Source organism: Providencia rettgeri (genome assembly GCF_023205015.1).
Classification (GTDB): Bacteria; Pseudomonadota; Gammaproteobacteria; order Enterobacterales; family Enterobacteriaceae; genus Providencia; species Providencia rettgeri_E.
Genome location: NZ_CP096258.1, coordinates 3,944,518 through 3,960,795, shown reverse-complemented (window position 1 = coordinate 3,960,795; position 16,278 = coordinate 3,944,518). Strand labels below are relative to the sequence as shown.

The 16,278-nt window shown below is 43.3% G+C and carries 15 protein-coding genes; 11 read left to right on the top strand and 4 right to left on the bottom strand.

What is annotated here, in order from left to right:
- Positions 1-737: 737 nt before the first annotated feature.
- Positions 738-1,400, bottom strand: a complete 663-nt coding sequence (locus M0M83_RS18110) for a DUF1028 domain-containing protein (RefSeq protein WP_125890587.1) — start codon at positions 1,398-1,400, stop codon at positions 738-740.
- A 163-nt stretch (positions 1,401-1,563) separates the two neighbouring features.
- Here M0M83_RS18110 and M0M83_RS18105 point away from each other — a divergent pair, with 163 nt between their 5' ends.
- From M0M83_RS18105 to M0M83_RS18070, 8 genes are all read left to right on the top strand, one after another.
- Positions 1,564-3,123, top strand: coding sequence for an ABC transporter substrate-binding protein (locus tag M0M83_RS18105; RefSeq protein WP_248467123.1), 1,560 nt, complete (start codon positions 1,564-1,566; stop codon positions 3,121-3,123).
- A gap of 51 nt (positions 3,124-3,174) precedes the next feature.
- Positions 3,175-4,122, top strand: coding sequence for an ABC transporter permease (locus M0M83_RS18100; protein WP_125890585.1), 948 nt, complete (start codon positions 3,175-3,177; stop codon positions 4,120-4,122).
- Positions 4,119-5,933, top strand: coding sequence for a dipeptide/oligopeptide/nickel ABC transporter permease/ATP-binding protein (locus M0M83_RS18095; protein ID WP_213913664.1), 1,815 nt, complete (start codon positions 4,119-4,121; stop codon positions 5,931-5,933). The genes M0M83_RS18100 and M0M83_RS18095 overlap by 4 nt, the downstream gene beginning before the upstream one ends.
- Positions 5,933-6,736 carry an ABC transporter ATP-binding protein gene (locus M0M83_RS18090; RefSeq protein WP_213913663.1) on the top strand — a complete coding sequence of 268 codons (804 nt, stop codon included), beginning with the start codon at positions 5,933-5,935 and terminating at the stop codon, positions 6,734-6,736. The genes M0M83_RS18095 and M0M83_RS18090 overlap by 1 nt, the downstream gene beginning before the upstream one ends.
- Before the next feature lie 30 nt (positions 6,737-6,766).
- Positions 6,767-7,537 (top strand): FadR/GntR family transcriptional regulator, encoded by a 771-nt coding sequence (locus tag M0M83_RS18085; RefSeq protein WP_125890582.1) that lies wholly within the window; start codon positions 6,767-6,769, stop codon positions 7,535-7,537.
- Between the two features lie 4 nt (positions 7,538-7,541).
- Positions 7,542-8,597, top strand: coding sequence for an osmoprotectant NAGGN system M42 family peptidase (locus M0M83_RS18080; protein ID WP_213913662.1), 1,056 nt, complete (start codon positions 7,542-7,544; stop codon positions 8,595-8,597).
- Positions 8,598-8,845: 248 nt separating this feature from the next.
- Positions 8,846-9,133: a DUF1778 domain-containing protein gene (locus M0M83_RS18075; RefSeq protein WP_102138080.1), complete on the top strand. Its 288-nt coding sequence runs from the start codon at positions 8,846-8,848 to the stop codon at positions 9,131-9,133.
- Positions 9,130-9,642: a GNAT family N-acetyltransferase gene (locus M0M83_RS18070; protein WP_125890580.1), complete on the top strand. Its 513-nt coding sequence runs from the start codon at positions 9,130-9,132 to the stop codon at positions 9,640-9,642. The genes M0M83_RS18075 and M0M83_RS18070 overlap by 4 nt, the downstream gene beginning before the upstream one ends.
- A 75-nt stretch (positions 9,643-9,717) precedes the next feature.
- Here the strand turns inward: M0M83_RS18070 and M0M83_RS18065 are convergent, their stop codons facing one another.
- Positions 9,718-11,052 carry a D-serine ammonia-lyase gene (locus M0M83_RS18065; RefSeq protein WP_213913660.1) on the bottom strand — a complete coding sequence of 445 codons (1,335 nt, stop codon included), beginning with the start codon at positions 11,050-11,052 and terminating at the stop codon, positions 9,718-9,720.
- Between the two features lie 12 nt (positions 11,053-11,064).
- Positions 11,065-12,402, bottom strand: coding sequence for a D-serine transporter DsdX (dsdX, locus tag M0M83_RS18060; RefSeq protein WP_213913659.1), 1,338 nt, complete (start codon positions 12,400-12,402; stop codon positions 11,065-11,067).
- Positions 12,403-12,618: 216 nt separating this feature from the next.
- Here dsdX and dsdC point away from each other — a divergent pair, with 216 nt between their 5' ends.
- From dsdC to M0M83_RS18045, 3 genes are all read left to right on the top strand, one after another.
- Positions 12,619-13,590 (top strand): DNA-binding transcriptional regulator DsdC, encoded by a 972-nt coding sequence (dsdC, locus tag M0M83_RS18055; RefSeq protein ID WP_102138076.1) that lies wholly within the window; start codon positions 12,619-12,621, stop codon positions 13,588-13,590.
- 43 nt (positions 13,591-13,633) lie between these two features.
- Entirely contained in the window at positions 13,634-14,674 is a 1,041-nt protein-coding gene (locus M0M83_RS18050) for a LacI family DNA-binding transcriptional regulator (RefSeq protein ID WP_423811126.1), read from the top strand.
- A gap of 112 nt (positions 14,675-14,786) precedes the next feature.
- Positions 14,787-15,254, top strand: a complete 468-nt coding sequence (locus M0M83_RS18045) for an E3 ubiquitin ligase family protein (RefSeq protein WP_248467121.1) — start codon at positions 14,787-14,789, stop codon at positions 15,252-15,254.
- Positions 15,255-15,297: 43 nt separating this feature from the next.
- Here the strand turns inward: M0M83_RS18045 and M0M83_RS18040 are convergent, their stop codons facing one another.
- Positions 15,298-16,272, bottom strand: a complete 975-nt coding sequence (locus M0M83_RS18040; protein ID WP_248467120.1) for an NAD(P)-dependent oxidoreductase — start codon at positions 16,270-16,272, stop codon at positions 15,298-15,300.
- Positions 16,273-16,278: the final 6 nt, after the last annotated feature.

Here is a 16,278-nt window from a genome sequence, read left to right as displayed (position 1 = left end):
TTATTTTAGAGATGTAAGAATTAATATTTTTTTAATGTTAATGTCATTAAAAGTGTACAGGTGTAAATATGATAATTTGACTTAAGTTTAATAATTGATGAGGGGAACAAAGAAGGAGATTAATATTTCGCCATAGATAAAAACTCTGAATATCCCTTAAGTGATAAAATGAAAAATATAATATATAAATGGAATTTTAATGACCATATTGAGTTATTTTTGCTCGTTTGATTATTAATTATCCATTTGGTAAATCCTAACGAATTCAAGCTCGTTTAATATTGCTTAGTTGGCCTGTCTAAATATTATCCATGATATTAATAGTGAGGATTGTTTTTAATACATTGATAATATTGTTTATTTTATTTTTGTTGCGTAATACATAAGCAGAGGAAAATAACCTAGCATTTACTAAGGTTAATTAATGTCATCATCTATGAGATAGAATTAGACAGACTCAAGGAAATAGGTAATTTCCATTATCTTTAATGTTGTAAAAATAACCATTTATTTCTTGATGACTTTCAGTACTAAACATTAAGAGAAAATATAACAAGAATAGATAATTAAGATTAAATAATGAATTAAAAATTAAATAAAATCGAAATTTGTTATTAATAATAAAAAATACAGAGCGATTCATGCGGTTAATAGTCATTTAACAGATGACTCTTTTTATTTTAGGTACATATCATTCAGTTATTTTACTTTATTAGTCGATATGCACCATGATAGGTTCAATTATTAGTGATATGTTCATTTCCTGTGGGAATTTGTGCGAAAAAATTAGCATAATCCTCGGATCGGACTTGTTGAAGAATGGTGATAAGTGCGGATAACGGTGTTTCAGACCAGTCACAGCGAATATCGATGTCAGCATATTGTCGGTTATTCCATACTTTTAATGCAGCAGAACGGATCCCCCGATAGTCACCCCCTTCATCTGCACCGGCTTGCATGGCAATGAGTAATCGATCAGCCAGATCTTGGTCAACATTTTTATAATAGCTTTGATAAATAGCGCTTAGAACCTGTTCACCTACTAACATATTTCCAGCAATGGCTAAGTTGGGTTCCGATAAACTTCCGCACCAAGGTAAACAATCTTGGCCCGTCCAGTCCGCTGTACCACCGTGGTTATCAATAATAATCAATTGCCGTTGTTTACAGCCAATATCTTGTGTCACTAGGTAGTCTAAGCTTTTGTTCGCATTATGGCCTTGTTGCAAATATTCGATACCCGTTAGGCCTGCAATTGGGTTCGTCATTGCTTGGGTGGCGATTGCCCCCGTTTGGCTTTTGCCATGTAAGACCAATGCACCAACCGCAGGCCCACCTGTTGCCGTCACTGCACCTATTTTTCCTGTCAATGGGCAGCGCGCTACAATTGAAAATGTCATTTTACACCTCATAAATTAGACCTTGATCAAATTTATCATTATAAATTCTTGCTTGAAATATAATTTATCATCATAAATAAAGAAAAAGATAAAATTATTAACAAAATTGACACAAATCACACTTCACAATCATATAGCAATGTCAGCACTCGGGGAGGCGCGAATGAAAATGCGTTTATGTAGATGGATAGCCACTCTTTGGCTTTTAGGCTTTATTTCGCTACCGACATTGGCGGTGAATCATCCTAATGTCTTGTTATTAGGGCAAGTTGCTGAGCCGCAGTCATTAGACCCACAAGTTGCAACCGCGGCGAATGATTCCCGCATTTTAGTTAACTTGTACGAAGGGTTAGTTCGCAATGCGGATGGTACATTAACGCTTGAACCTGCTTTAGCCCAGTCATGGACTATTAGTGATGATGGCCTCACATACACTTTTCATTTGCGCGAAGATGTGAAATTTCACGATGGTAGCTCATTCAATGCGGATGCCGTCAAATTCACGTTTGAACGAATGTTGGATAAACAGCACCCGTACTACCATACAGGGCCATTCCCATTATCATTTTTCTTTTCTGCAATAGACAAGATAGAAACTCCAGATGATAAAACGGTGGTTTTTACCTTAAAAGAGCCATTTGCCCCGTTTTTATCGAACTTAGCGACACCGGCAGGGCTGATTGTTTCACCGACAGCAGTAAAACAATACGACAAAGACTTTAGCCGCCATCCCAGCGGAACAGGGCCTTTTAAATTTGATGAGTGGACCGCAAACCAAAGGGTGGTCGTATCCGCGAATGAAAACTATTGGGATGGAAAACCCAGTTTAGAGCATGTGGTTTTTCGGCCGATTACTGACGCTAATACTCGGGTCGCAGAAATGTTATCAGGGGGGATTGATGCCATGGTTGAGGTCCCCGCAGATAATGTCCCGCTATTTGTTAATGACGACCGCTTTGAGGTTTATGAAGCGGTAGGGCCCCATGTTTGGTATACCATGCTCAATGCGTCTCAGCCTCCGTTTGATGATGTACGTGTGAGGCAAGCCGTTAACTATGCGGTAAATAAAGACAATATTGTGAAATACATTCTTCAGGACTCGGCAGGGGTAGCGCAAGGGCCAATTCCATCGGCTTTCGATTGGGCATTTGATGAAGAAACAAAAGCCTATCCTTATGATCCTGAAAAAGCCCGCCAATTGATAGCAGAAGCGGGGGCTCAAGGGCAAAAAATTATTTTTTATGTCACGGAAGGCGGCTCTGGAATGCTAGACCCGATCCCCATGGCGACCGCCATTCAAGCTGACCTGAAAGCGGTTGGCTTATCTGTCGAAATTCAAACCTTTGAATGGAATACCTACCTATCTAAGGTCAATGCAGGCCTCAAACAAGCTCATATGGCCGAGATGGCATGGATGACGAATGACCCTGATACCTTGCCTTTTTTAACCTTGCATAGTGCTTCTTGGCCAGACAAAGGCGGGTTTAATTCTGGTTATTACAGTAACAAGCAGCTGGATAGGTTATTAGATAAAGCCCGAGTTTCCAATAATCTCGAGGAGCGAGCCCAGTTATATCAACAAGTCCAAAAAATTGTTCACCAAGATGCACCTTGGCTGTTTGTCGCGAATTGGAAGCAAAATGCGGTCGCGAATAAGCATGTTAAGCATTTCAAATTGCAGCCTAATTTTAACTTATTACTTAAAGACGTTCGTAAAGATTGATTAATGTGAATTGGTTATTCAATTAATTATTTGATTTTATGGGGAAAAATTATGTGGTTATACTGTTTGAAACGCATTTTAGCGACCATACCCATACTGATTGGTTTGACGTTAATTGTCTTTTTTATCATGGCAATGATCCCTGGAGACCCAGCTCAAGCATTGCTTGGCCCTTGGGCGACTCCTGAAAATGTAGCTAGAGTAAAAGTTGAGCTTGGGCTCGATAAGCCGTTATATCAGCAATATTTTATTTGGATGCATAATTTAATTTCGGGTGATTTTGGCCGCTCATTTGTCCTTAACCGACCAGTTGTCGATGAAGTTTTAGAGCGATTTTCTGCCACGCTAATTTTAGGCGGAAGCGCGTTGTTACTCAGCTCAATTCTAGGGTTACTGGCCGGAGTCCTTTCCGCCATTCGTCAATTCAGTTGGAGTGACCGGTTTATTACACTCGCCGTTTTATTGGGTATATCAATGCCATCTTTTTGGATAGGCTTACTGATGATTATGCTTTTTTCTGTTCAATTACAATGGTTTCCAGCATCTGGAATGTACGATATTTGGCAAGGCGGTGGCCTGAGCGATTTATTGCATCACCTTGTTTTACCCGCGGTAACGCTTTCATTGGTCGCGACAGGGGTGATAGCACGTTTGACTCGTACCGCAATGTTAGAAGTATTAAGGCTTGATTTCATTCGTACCGCCAGAGCTAAAGGCCTGAGCGAACGCAAAGTGATTTTCCGTCATGCATTTCGTATGGCGCTGGTTTCAGTCATCCCAGTGATTGGTATCCAAGCGGGCTTTGTTTTTGGTGGCGCGGTGTACATTGAAACCGTTTTTCAGTGGCCGGGGCTAGGTGCCATGTTAGTCAAGGCTGTGGCAACCCGTGACTTGTTTTTAGTCCAAGGGGGCGTATTGATTGCAGCAGCGTCCTATGTCTTTATCAATTTGCTTGCGGATGTTGTGCAAGCCATGTTAGACCCGAGGTTGAAATCATGAGCCAGTCTGTGACCCCTGTTATTCAGCATCGTCATCGCCAATCGATCGGCTCGTTATTACTGGCGAACCGTCTAGCAACGTTGGGGCTATTTATTTTAGTTATCATTATGCTCTTGGCATTTTTAGCGCCTTGGCTCCCCCTTGCGGATCCAGATAAAACCGATTTAGTGAATCGGCTACTTCCCGCTTTTTCACCTGATCATTTATTAGGGACAGACCATTTAGGGCGAGATATTTTGTCTCGATTGTTGTGGGGAACCCGAGTCTCCCTATTGGTCGGTATTTCAGCAACGCTCATTGCAGCCATATTCGGTACCTTGATTGGCTTGGTGGCCGGCTATGTAGGCCATCGTACTGATACAGTATTGATGCGTTGTATTGATATGCTAATGGCATTTCCATACATACTATTGGCATTAGCGATTGTCGCCGTCCTTGGGCCAGGGTTACTCAATGCGTTATATGCTATCGCATTAGTGAATATTCCCTTTTTTGCGAGAAATATTCGTGGGTTAACGGTGGGTTTGCGTGATAGGGACTTTATTCAAGCAGCAAGGCTGTCAGGTAAAAACCACCTACAAGTGCTATTAACGGAAGTGTTACCGAATGTCTTGCCAATCATTGTGGTGACCATGTCAACAACCATCGGTTGGATGATCTTAGAGACAGCGGGCTTGTCATTTTTAGGGTTAGGGACTCAGCCACCGAATGCAGATTTAGGCTCAATGTTAGGGCAAGGGCGTGCACAGATGTTTGTTGCACCTCATGTGGCATTGGTACCCGGTATTATGATCTTTCTTATTGTGATTAGCTTTAACCTATTAGGGGATGGCGTGCGTGACATTCTTGATCCCCGCTTAAAATCAGGGGCTTTACAGCGCTCACAACCGATGACACAGACTGATAGAGTTAATATTCCTGCGAAAACAGGGGATAAACAAGCGGTATTAGAAGTCAAAAATTTATCTGTCGCTTTTCGCCAAGGAAATCAATTACGTCCGACTGTAAAAGGGATCAGTTTTACCGTTGGGGCGGGGGAGTGTTTAGGGTTAATTGGGGAGAGCGGCTCAGGTAAAAGTGTTACTGCTTTGTCTGTGATGGGGCTGCTCGCATCGCCTCCTGCATTGATTACCGCGGGAGGGATCTATGTGGAACACGAAGAAATGCTGTCATTGCCGCTATCCGTTATGCAACGCCGTCGCGGTGCGAAGGTGTCATATATCTTCCAAGACCCACTGACGACACTCCATCCGCAATTTACCATTGGTGTGCAATTGCGTGAAGCCATCACCGCTCACCAGTCTTTGTCACTCTATGAGGCGAAAAATAAAGCTATCGAACTATTGGATAGTGTGGGGATCCCTGATGCGCAAGAACGTTTTGATGCCTATCCCCATGAGCTCTCGGGCGGGCAGCGCCAGCGGGTAGGGATCGCAATGGCATTGGCCAATGACCCCGTATTGATTATTGCTGACGAGCCGACCACCGCATTAGATGTCACCGTACAGGCGCGAATTCTAGAATTGCTGGACCGACTACGTCGTGAACGTGGTGTTGCGCTCTTATTTATTACCCATGATTTTGCGGTCATTAACCAAATTTGCGACCGTGTTGCGGTGATGCAGCAAGGTGAGATAGTCGAAACAGGGGATACGCAAACGGTATTACGGCATCCGCAACACCCTTATACACAACGTCTGATCGCCAGTGTACCTAAGTTAGGAGAAGGGCGCGAATTTTTAAAGCAAGTCCAACAACTTTATGGTTATCAGCCCAATGGTAATGATTTGACATCGACGCAGGAGGCTTAATGAAAAAAGTGATTGAGGTTAATCAGTTGGTGAAAATCTTCGGGCAGCCGAAAAGCCTATTTCACCCCCGTGGACGCCAAGTTCATGCACTGAAAAATATTTCACTGTCGCTTTATGAAGGTGAAACTCTAGCGATTGTTGGAGAGAGTGGCTCAGGAAAAAGTACTCTCGCGCGCATTTTAGTTGGGTTGGAACGTGAAACCTCAGGCGAAATTACCGTATTAGGGCAAACTCGTACCGAATGGCTGCAACAAGGTGCTCGTGCGTTTGGTCAAGCTATTCAGTATGTTTTTCAAGACCCTGTCGCATCTTTGAACCCCCGTAAAACGATAGGTGAGACATTAACGGTTCCCTTGAAATATTTAAAACACATGAATTCATCGCAAAGAGCAACTCGGCTGGCGGAATTACTTGAGGCCGTCAATATGCCAATGGATGCTTTAGCTTGTTACCCCCATGAGTTTTCGGGAGGACAGGCGCAGCGGCTAGCGATTGCGAGAGCCTTAGCCGCAGATGCGCGGATATTAGTCCTTGATGAGCCGGTTAGTGCGTTGGATGTTTCGGTGCAAGCGCAAGTTTTATTGTTATTAGAACAACTTAAACAACAGTTTTCGTTATCCTATTTATTTATTAGCCACGATTTAGCGGTAGTGGAATCGATAGCAGATAGGGTTGCCGTACTCTATTTAGGAGATTTGTTAGAATGTCGAGATACCCGCAGCTTATTTGCCGCGCCGGAGCATGAATATACGCGAAATTTATTGGCGAGTGCCCCACGTATTCGTGTTGATTCAGTCGTTTAGAAAATAATTTAAACCAGTTGAGAACCTAATATGAGCACCAATAAGCCGACGACAATAGAGCCAGTACGTATTAAGCGGACTGATGAAATCGTCAATGCAATAAAAGAAACTATCATGGCCGATAACCTCATACCCGGTGACCGTTTGCCACAAGAAAAAGAACTGATTGAACATTATAACGCCAGCAAAAGTACGGTGCGAGAAGCACTGAAATCATTAGAAGTTCAAGGATTAATTAAAACAAAAACTGGGCCGGGTGGCGGCGCATTTATTGATTCGATGACTGAATCCCGAGCAATGAGTTTGTTATCCAACTATTTGTTTACGCGGGATATATCAATCAAAGATATTTATACGTTACGTAAATTACTCGAACCGGTAGTTGCCGTTAGTGCGATTGACAACATCGATAATGACGGTATTCAAAAACTGTACGATACCATCGCCATTTATGACCATGAACCCGCAGATGAAAACGAACGTTGGCAGCAGCGGATGGCAGAACTGGATTTTCATGCCGTGGTTGCCAGCTATTCCGACAACGTTTTATTAGTGTTTATTTGCCATTTTTTACAGCGTTTACTCAAAGATTTAGCGGTTTGTAAGGATATTTATTTAAAACCTGAGCCTGTCGATAGACGCCAAGGCATTGAATACCAATATCAATTAATCGAAGCATTACGCCGTAAAGATGCCGCAAAAGTCCAATCGGTGATGGAAGCACATATGGCTTATGCAGAACAAGCCATGTTAGCGCTGCAAGCCACATTGCAAGAACGTTTTTTAAGTGAAGATAGGTAATATAATGATAGATAAAGTATATCTGACCTCTGTATTAAAAACATTGTTATGTACACCTAGCCCGGTAGGGATGACTGAACAAGCCGTTGCGCAGACACATCAATGGTTGACTGAGTTGGGGTTCACACCGAAATATACACGCCGTGGGGTGTTATATATCACGCTTGGCACTGAAGAGCCTAAACGTGCGTTAGCCGCTCACCTTGATACGTTAGGGGCGATGGTGACACAACTCAAACCGAATGGGCGTTTGGCACTGCGTAATACAGGCACATGGGCAGCGCGTTTTGCAGAAGGTGCAAGGGTGACGGTATTTAGTGACAATCACCAATATCGTGGGACGATTTTGCCGTTAAAAGCCTCAGGGCATCGCTTTAATACTGAAGTGGATACGCAAATAGCCGATTGGGATAACTTAGAAATTCGCCTTGATGCCCCCTGTTATAACTTCGCTGACTTGCAATCCCATGGCTTAAATGTCGGGGATATTGTTGCGGTTGATGCACAACCCGAATTTATTGATAACGGTTTTATTGTTTCTCGTCATTTAGATGACAAAGCTGGCTGCGCGGTGATGTTAGCGGCATTAAAATCATTGGTGGATGATGGCGTTGTGCCTGCTGTGCCTTGCCAAATGATGTTCACGATTTCAGAAGAGGTCGGTATTGGTGGAACACACGGTTTTGGTCCGCAAGTTCAAGAATTATTAGCGATTGATAACTCTGTTTCTGCCCCAGACCAAACTACACGGGATGACGCACTCACTTTAGCTTTTCGTGACAGAACCGGGCCGTTTGATTTAGCCATTACACGGCATTTATTGCAGCTATGTCAGCAGTATGACATTCCTCACGTCCGCGATACGTTTAAACATTATCGTTCGGATAGTGCCGCCGCGATTGATGCCGGGTGGGATATTCGTGCGGCTTTAGCCTGTTTCGCGCTAGACAGTTCCCACGGCTGGGAAAGAACGCATCTTGACTCATTAGTCGCGCTTGCGACGTTAGTAAGACGCTATATTGAAAGTGATTTAGTGCCACTACCGGGGCAATCATTATAAAGCGAATAATGTGCGGTTGATGGTAAAAAGCCCTCTTCTCATTAAGTGACCCCTAATAATTGGTTGCCCAGCTATTGGGGGATTTCACTCATGTCAGCGTTTTGATTTTTTTATTAATTTCACTGTTAAATCAATGTGATATTTACGTCATAAATACATGGTACGACAATCTTGTAGTTACAGCGTAATGACAACGACATTACACTTCTGTATGCTTAGCTGAGTAAGCAATCAATTGGGAGGTCGATATGTCGACTCAAAATGATGTTGCCGTGACTCGCTCATCTCTTAACCTGAGAATAAAACCGGAAGACAAAATCCTGATCGACCGTGCTGCGAATGCTGTGGGAAAAAACCGTACCGAATTTGTTCTGGAAGCGGCGCGACGTGCAGCTGAAGAAACGCTGGCCGATCTGCGGGTGATTAATGTCAGCGCCGAGGTTTACCAAGAATTTATCAGCCAGCTTGATGCCGCGCCGAGTAGTAATGAGGCATTGAGGAAAACGATGATGTCTAAATCCCCTTGGGAGGAATGACATTGAAGCTAACAGCGCCAGAACCACTAAAAACAGGCCATTTACTGGAAGGGTTTTCCTCTGGTGAAGAGGCATTGGATCTCTGGCTAAAAACCCGGGCAATGAGTAATCAAAACTCAGGGGCCTCGCGCACTTTTGTGACCACTTCGGATAACCAAGTAATGGGTTACTATGCCTTGTCCACCGGGGTTGTGAGCACCAATCAAGCCGTTGGGCGATTTCGCCGCAACATGCCCTCTGACATTCCCGTCATCTTACTCGGCAGGCTAGCAGTAGATACAAGGGCGAAAGGTCTTGGAGTTGGTAGGGGGTTAGTTAAAGATGCCTGTCATCGTGTTATTCAGGCTTCTGGGCTGGTGGGCATTCGAGGGGTTGTGGTTCACGCATTAACGGACAATGCTAAACGGTTCTATGAGCACATTGGTTTCGTCCCTTCACCACTTGACTCTATGATGTTGATGATAACGCTTGCCGATCTACAATTCGCATTGGGTATTCACTCGAACTGACCAAGCTTGGGATCCCGAGTTTTTATCAAAGCCCTCATATCATTGAATGTAAGAGGGCTTTGAACATGTTAATTATTAGTTTAGATTGGCTTGTGATAAATATTTTTGCATTTCATCTGCAGGAACCATACCACCACCCGTTGCCCATACCAGATGTGTTGCGTTAGCTAGTTTGGTTGGTGTGAGTGATTTTGATTGCAAATAATCGGTGTTTTGCGTGACATGCACGCAGCCAGTCATACCCGCCAAGGCCGACGGTTCTAATTTAATAGACTCGGTCTGGTTCAGTAAGCCTAACAGGTTATACATTTCGCTATCTTCGATGGTGTAATAACCATCAATTAACCGCTCCATTGCACGTCCTACAAAGCCTGATGCACGGCCAACCGCAAGGCCGTCTGCGGCGGTGATATTATCGATACCAATTTCTTGAACAGAGACACCATCATGCAGGCCAGTATGTACGCCTAACAGCATACAAGGTGAGTGGGTTGGTTCGGCGAATAAGCAGTGGACGGCATCCCCAAAGGCGAGTTTTAACCCGAAAGCGACACCACCGGGGCCACCACCGACACCGCAGGGTAAATAGACAAATAGCGGGTGGTCGTTATCCACGGTAACACCTTGGTCTGCAAATTGCTTTTTCAAACGCAAGCCTGCCACGGCATAACCTAAAAATAAGGTGGTAGAGTTTTCATCATCAATAAAAAAGCAGTTTGGGTCTTTTTCGGCTTCTTTACGGCCTTGCTCGACGGCAATGCTGTAATCTTGCTCATATTCCACCACATTTACACCATGTGAACGCAATTTGTCTTTTTTCCACTGTCTGGCATCTGCGGACATATGCACACTGACGCTAAAACCGAGTTTAGCGCTCATAATGCCGATAGACATGCCCAGGTTGCCGGTTGAACCCACGGCAATACGATATTGGCTAAAGAATTGGCGAAACTGTTCGGAAAATAAAATTTCGTAATTATCGTCTGTCGATAAAATACCGGCAGCTAAAGCGAGTTTTTCCGCATGGGTGAGGACTTCATAGATGCCGCCCCGAGCTTTGATTGACCCTGAAATGGGCAGGTGGCTATCTTTTTTAAGTAATATTTTCCCGGTAATTGGCGTTTGGTAGCGAGCTGCAAGAGCGGCTTGCATCTGTGGGATCGTGACCACTTCGGATTCTATGATCCCTTGTGTGGCTTGGGTTTCAGGAAAGGCTTTCATCAAATAAGGCGCAAAGCGGTGTAATCGCGCCTCTGCGTCTTGCACATCTTCAATGGTTAGCCCGACATAAGGCAAACCCGCTTGTGTTGTCGTGACATTTGGGTTGAACCACGCAATTTGCTTTAAATCGATTAAGTCCTGAACTAAAGGGTAGTCAGCAATTAACTTATCAACATTTATCTGAGTCATAATTACTCTCTTTTAAATCACAAATGAAAGTGCAAAAGTCCCTGCCAGCGCGACGAAAGACGCAATCAACGTGGCGACACTATAAAAACGGAAAGTTTCGGCTAAAGTGGCATTACAGTACTGTTTAACTAACCAGAACAACGAATCAGTGACGATAGTGCAGCCAATCGCGCCGGAGCCAATGGCTAATGTCATGATTTCTGGGCTAATGTGTGGGTACATTGGCATTAATGGCGCCACAATCGCGGTTGCGCCCATCATCGCAACGGTGGCAGAACCGACGGCGGCATGAAGAATAATGGCGACTAGCCAGGCCAGCAAGATGGGGTGCATATCAATGCCCGATAACACCATCGCTAAGGAATCGCTCAGTCCACTGCCTTTTAAGATGCCGTTAAATGCCCCACCTGCCCCGATAATCAATAAGATATTAGCAATTGAGCTAAAACTCTCTTCGGTTTTGCTGAGTAATACGCTCATACCCATATTACGTCGAATACCTAACATGTAATAAGCGACAAAAGCAGCAATAAACATAGCGGTTATTGGGTTACCAATAAACTGTAATAAGGTAAATAACTGGTTATCTTTGCTCATGTTCAAGTCAGCGGCTGTCTTGATTAACATGAGAGCAATTGGCAGTAACACCGTGAACAGTGTGGCACCTAAAGAAGGTAAGTCTTTTTCTTCACGTACTTCAAGGTCAGAGAAGGCCTCTGGCACAGTTTTAAATGGTAAGCGGTCACCTAAGAACTTGAGGAACAGTGGCCCACCAACTAACGAGGCGACTAAGCCTACCGCTAACCCTGCGACAATCACCGTACCAATGTCAGCCCCCAATTCATTTGTGACAAATAGGGCTGCAGGGTGTGGCGGTACGATGCAATGGACGGCCATCAGAGCGGTACATAATGGGATAGCGAGTTTTAATAACGAGGTATTGGTTCTTTTGGCAATGGAAAATGCGAGTGGGATCAGTAACACCACACCAACCTCAACAAACAGCGTAATACCGCAGATTAACCCAATTAGCACCATGGTAACGTCAGGCGTCAACCAGCGGCTTTTTTGTAAAGTGACCCCGATGCGTTCAGCGGCACCTGAAATTTCCATCATTTTGCCGAGTATGGTACCCAACCCAATAATGGCGGCTAAAAAACCAAGCGTACCGCCAATGCCATTTTCGATGGCGCTGACCATCTCTAATGGGTTCATTTGCATGGAGATACCGACAAAGAAGCTGGCGAGTAAAAGTGCTAAAAAGGGATGAAACTTAAATTTAATTATTGAAACGATGATTAGTAAAATACTGATAACTAAAGTACCAATCATCCACATTGTAGAGTCCATATCCTACCCCTGATCATCTTGTTGTTGTTCTTCTATTGGATAATAAATATTCAAAGGTGACAAACGATGAAACATATGGTTTAGATGAGCTAAATTAACCCAAGGGTGTGATATTAGTCATATAAAATGGAGATTAGTGCATTTGAGTCACCCTAATTCATCTTAAAATGGGTATTGTAGAGATTATTGGGGATCATTGTTTTTATCGGAGGCGTTGTGTCAGCACATTTCAATCAATTTGAGCAATCTGGATTTATTCAGTGGAATAAACGGTTATCAAGTTATCAGCTATCGCGTCTACATACTTTTGAAGCGGCGGCACGGCACTGCTCTTTTGCATTAGCGGCTCAGGAACTGGCGTTAACGCCTAGTGCGGTTAGCCACCGAATTAACACGTTAGAAGGGGAATTGGGGTTTAAATTATTTGAACGTTTTCATCGGCGCATTGAATTGACGGTTGATGGTGAGCGGATTTACTGGGCTTTACGCAAAAATTTGGATGATATTAACCAAGAAATCATTGATATCAAGAACCAAGAAATCTCGGGTGAACTTACGGTATATTCGCGACCATCCATCGCCCAGTGCTGGTTAATTCCTAAAATTGCGGATTTTGCTCATCAATACCCCTCGATTCAATTGAACTTATTAACAGGGAACGATGACGTTAATTTTCGTGGTTATGGTATTGATGTTGCCATTTATTATGATGATATCACTCGGCCAAACTTATATTGTGAAGATTTAATGTCAGAATCAATTGTCCCGGTTTGTAGCCCACAATATGCAGAACAGCATGATTTACTTAATAATATGCACCAATTGAAAAATTGTACTTTATTGCATGATAGGCAAGCATGGAGCAGTAACTCTGACTATGATGAATGGAAGGCATGGAGTGAGTATTACCAATTAACGTTGTTTCCTCATCGCCGAAACTTATGTTTTGATCGTTCTGATTTAGCGATTGTTGCCGCCATGAACCATGCAGGTGTAGCCATGGGGCGTAAACAATTGGTTGAAAAACGTTTAAAGCGCCAAGAACTGGTAATGCCATTTGGTGATATTTCGCTGAAGTGCGAACAACGCCACTATTTTGCGATGCTTAATGATAAACGTAACCCGAAGGCAGATATTTTTATTCAATGGTTAAAACAGCAAGTTAACGCAATATCACAAGTAAAATGACGCTTATTCGAGTAAGATAACAGGCTGGTGATGTTTTTATAGAATGGATAAAACTGACGCTATGGCCCCGAAAACGCAAAAAGTTGCCACGATCAAAGATGTTGCTGCCAAAGCCCAAGCTGGGAAAACCAGTATCTCGCGATATTTGAATGGTGAATTCCATTTACTTTCAGATAATTTGCGCCAACGTATTGAAAGCGCCATTCGTGAATTAAACTATCGCCCAAACCAAATAGCACGGAGCTTGAAACATGGGCGGACAGGCCTGATTGGCTTGATTATTGCCGATATCGGTAACCCATTTTCTGTTGAAGTCTTAAAAGGGGTGGAAGCGGAGTCCATTAAGCAAGGTTTTATGACCGTCGTATGCAATGCTGATAATAGCATTGAGCGTGAATGCCAATTTATTCAGCTATTAAAAGGTTACCGCGTTGATGGGCTTATTATCAATTCAGCAGGTGTTAACGAACAATTCATTGATGTGCTGAAAGAAACCACGCTGCCTTTTGTCTTATTAGATAGAAAAATCGACAATTTCCCCAGCGATATGGTTGGTCTAGATAACCCCGCTTCTGCACAAATGGCGTTTCATCACCTATTGGAACAAGGGTTCGAAGCGATTTGTTTTGTTACTGAGCCCATTGTGTATAACAGCGCACGGCAAGAGCGCTTACAGACATTCCAAGCGTTATCACAGAGCCATCAACATATTCAAAGCGAATTTCATGAAGTGGCCTTGCCTGATCCTGCGAAATTAGAAGCCATTGTTGCTGATTTTTGTACGGCTCATCGGGGTATGCGCAAAGTGATTGTCGCGGCCAATGGCGTACTGACCTTGCAGTTGGCGTATGTCATGAATAAGCAAGGGTTACGGTGGGGAACGGATATTGGTTTTCTCAGTTTTGATAACCTCGAATGGGCGGCATTAGCAGGGCAAGGGGTAACCTCGGTGTCTCAACCGACAGCGGAAATGGGGCATAAGGCGGTGGAGTGCTTGCTAGAAAAACTGGAAAACCCAGATAAACCCCCAATGCAATATTTATTTAATGGGGAATTACTGATCCGCAAATCAACGACATTGTAGTCTTTAGCGGCTCTTAAAATTTGGTTACCATTTACCAATTTAGCTTAAGGGTTATTACATGTATACTGGTGTGTAGACTAAATTATAACCATTTTGAGAGTATAGGGAACATATGAAAAAGATAGGGATATTATTGCTAGCTAGCCTTGTTTTAGCGGGATGTAGCACCAGAAGTCAGATCAAAGAATATACCTGCCAAGTTGACCAAAGCTATAATCACATCACAATAGAGCGTAATGGTAAGTTTTTTTTCCCTACCGGTGCCAGTAAAGTTCAAATCTTTTTCAATAATGATCAAATAAATGTTGTTGATTTTGTTGGCTATGAGTATATGAGTTATCCGCTAGTGAAAAGCACAGAGCAACGACGTGTTGAAAAAATCAAAGATTTTAATGTCGTGATCAATAAAGGTGATTTTTATTCTGATGTCAATGGCATGTTAGAGATTTACTCACCAACTCAAAAAACAGTGGGGTTATATTATTTAGCACCATCAACCAGTAAACTGAATTCTGTCCAGTTTCTGACGGAGTGTGAACGAAGCCATGTTGCTCGTGAGGGACACGCCCATGAGCATTAATGTTTAAAGAGCCCTAATAAATTAGGGCGTTCTCGGTACTTATCTATTTGGCTATTTCAGGGTTAACACAATTTTGGCTCAGGTCACCCTTTAAAGCTGCTATTAGGTTATCGACAGCGCATTCGACCATAGCATAACGGGTTTCATGGGTGGCTGAGCCAATATGAGGCAAGGCCACCACATTTGGTAACGTGAGTAGCTTAGAGTTGCTTGGAAGCGGCTCCACCTCAAACACATCTAAACCCGCTCCGCGAATTGTGCCATTTTCTAATGCGTCGACTAACGCGGCCTCATCAATAATTCGACCTCTTGAACCGTTGATCAAAAACGCACTGGGTTTCATTTTTTCCAGCTCATTTTTACCGATTAATTTTTCGGTTGAAGCGGATAATGGCAGCACGACACAGACAAAATCCGATTCCGTGAGTAATGTATCGAGGTCACAACGACGTGCACTAAGCTGGGTTTCTGCATCGGGATGGGTATGGTTATTGTAATAGAGAATTGGCATTCCGAAGCCTAAGTGTGCACGTTTAGCGACAGCATAGCCAATACGCCCCATTCCGAGTATACCAATCGTTTTACCGTGCACATTGCTGCCGTATGCATTTTCACCAATACTTTGAGTCCACTGGCCATTTTTGACCATTTCAGCCATTTCGATAATGCGGCGTGCACTGCACAGTACTAATGTAAAAATGGTATCCGCGGTGGTTTCGGTTAATACATTGGGGGTATGCATCAATGCAATCTTTCTGGCATTCATTGCGTCAATATCAAATTGGTCGACACCAACCGAAATGGTTGACGCGACTTTCAAATTTGGTGCATTGGCAATGTCATCTGCAGTGATAGGGTAACTAGCCCCAATAATGCCATCAGCTCTCGTCAAGGCTTGTTTAAAGCTGGCGAGATTTTCAGGGGTAATGCTATCAAATTCAGTGACATTAAAGTGTTGCTGTAGCCGCGTAAGTTGATCCGCGGGAATGGATTTATATAAAATAATATTCTTTTTCATGATATC

Bases quoted from the DNA above. Each gene is read 5' to 3' on its own strand.
- M0M83_RS18065 (WP_213913660.1), bottom strand. From the start codon at position 11,052: ATGACTCAGATAAATGTTGATAAGTTAATTGCTGACTACCCTTTAGTT.
- M0M83_RS18085 (WP_125890582.1), top strand. From the start codon at position 6,767: ATGAGCACCAATAAGCCGACGACAATAGAGCCAGTACGTATTAAGCGG.
- M0M83_RS18110 (WP_125890587.1), bottom strand. From the start codon at position 1,400: ATGACATTTTCAATTGTAGCGCGCTGCCCATTGACAGGAAAAATAGGT.
- M0M83_RS18070 (WP_125890580.1), top strand. From the start codon at position 9,130: ATGACATTGAAGCTAACAGCGCCAGAACCACTAAAAACAGGCCATTTA.
- M0M83_RS18045 (WP_248467121.1), top strand. From the start codon at position 14,787: ATGAAAAAGATAGGGATATTATTGCTAGCTAGCCTTGTTTTAGCGGGA.
- dsdX (WP_213913659.1), bottom strand. From the start codon at position 12,402: ATGGACTCTACAATGTGGATGATTGGTACTTTAGTTATCAGTATTTTA.
- M0M83_RS18080 (WP_213913662.1), top strand. From the start codon at position 7,542: ATGATAGATAAAGTATATCTGACCTCTGTATTAAAAACATTGTTATGT.
- M0M83_RS18040 (WP_248467120.1), bottom strand. From the start codon at position 16,272: ATGAAAAAGAATATTATTTTATATAAATCCATTCCCGCGGATCAACTT.
- M0M83_RS18105 (WP_248467123.1), top strand. From the start codon at position 1,564: ATGAAAATGCGTTTATGTAGATGGATAGCCACTCTTTGGCTTTTAGGC.
- M0M83_RS18100 (WP_125890585.1), top strand. From the start codon at position 3,175: ATGTGGTTATACTGTTTGAAACGCATTTTAGCGACCATACCCATACTG.
- M0M83_RS18095 (WP_213913664.1), top strand. From the start codon at position 4,119: ATGAGCCAGTCTGTGACCCCTGTTATTCAGCATCGTCATCGCCAATCG.
- M0M83_RS18075 (WP_102138080.1), top strand. From the start codon at position 8,846: ATGTCGACTCAAAATGATGTTGCCGTGACTCGCTCATCTCTTAACCTG.
- M0M83_RS18050 (WP_423811126.1), top strand. From the start codon at position 13,634: ATGGATAAAACTGACGCTATGGCCCCGAAAACGCAAAAAGTTGCCACG.
- M0M83_RS18090 (WP_213913663.1), top strand. From the start codon at position 5,933: ATGAAAAAAGTGATTGAGGTTAATCAGTTGGTGAAAATCTTCGGGCAG.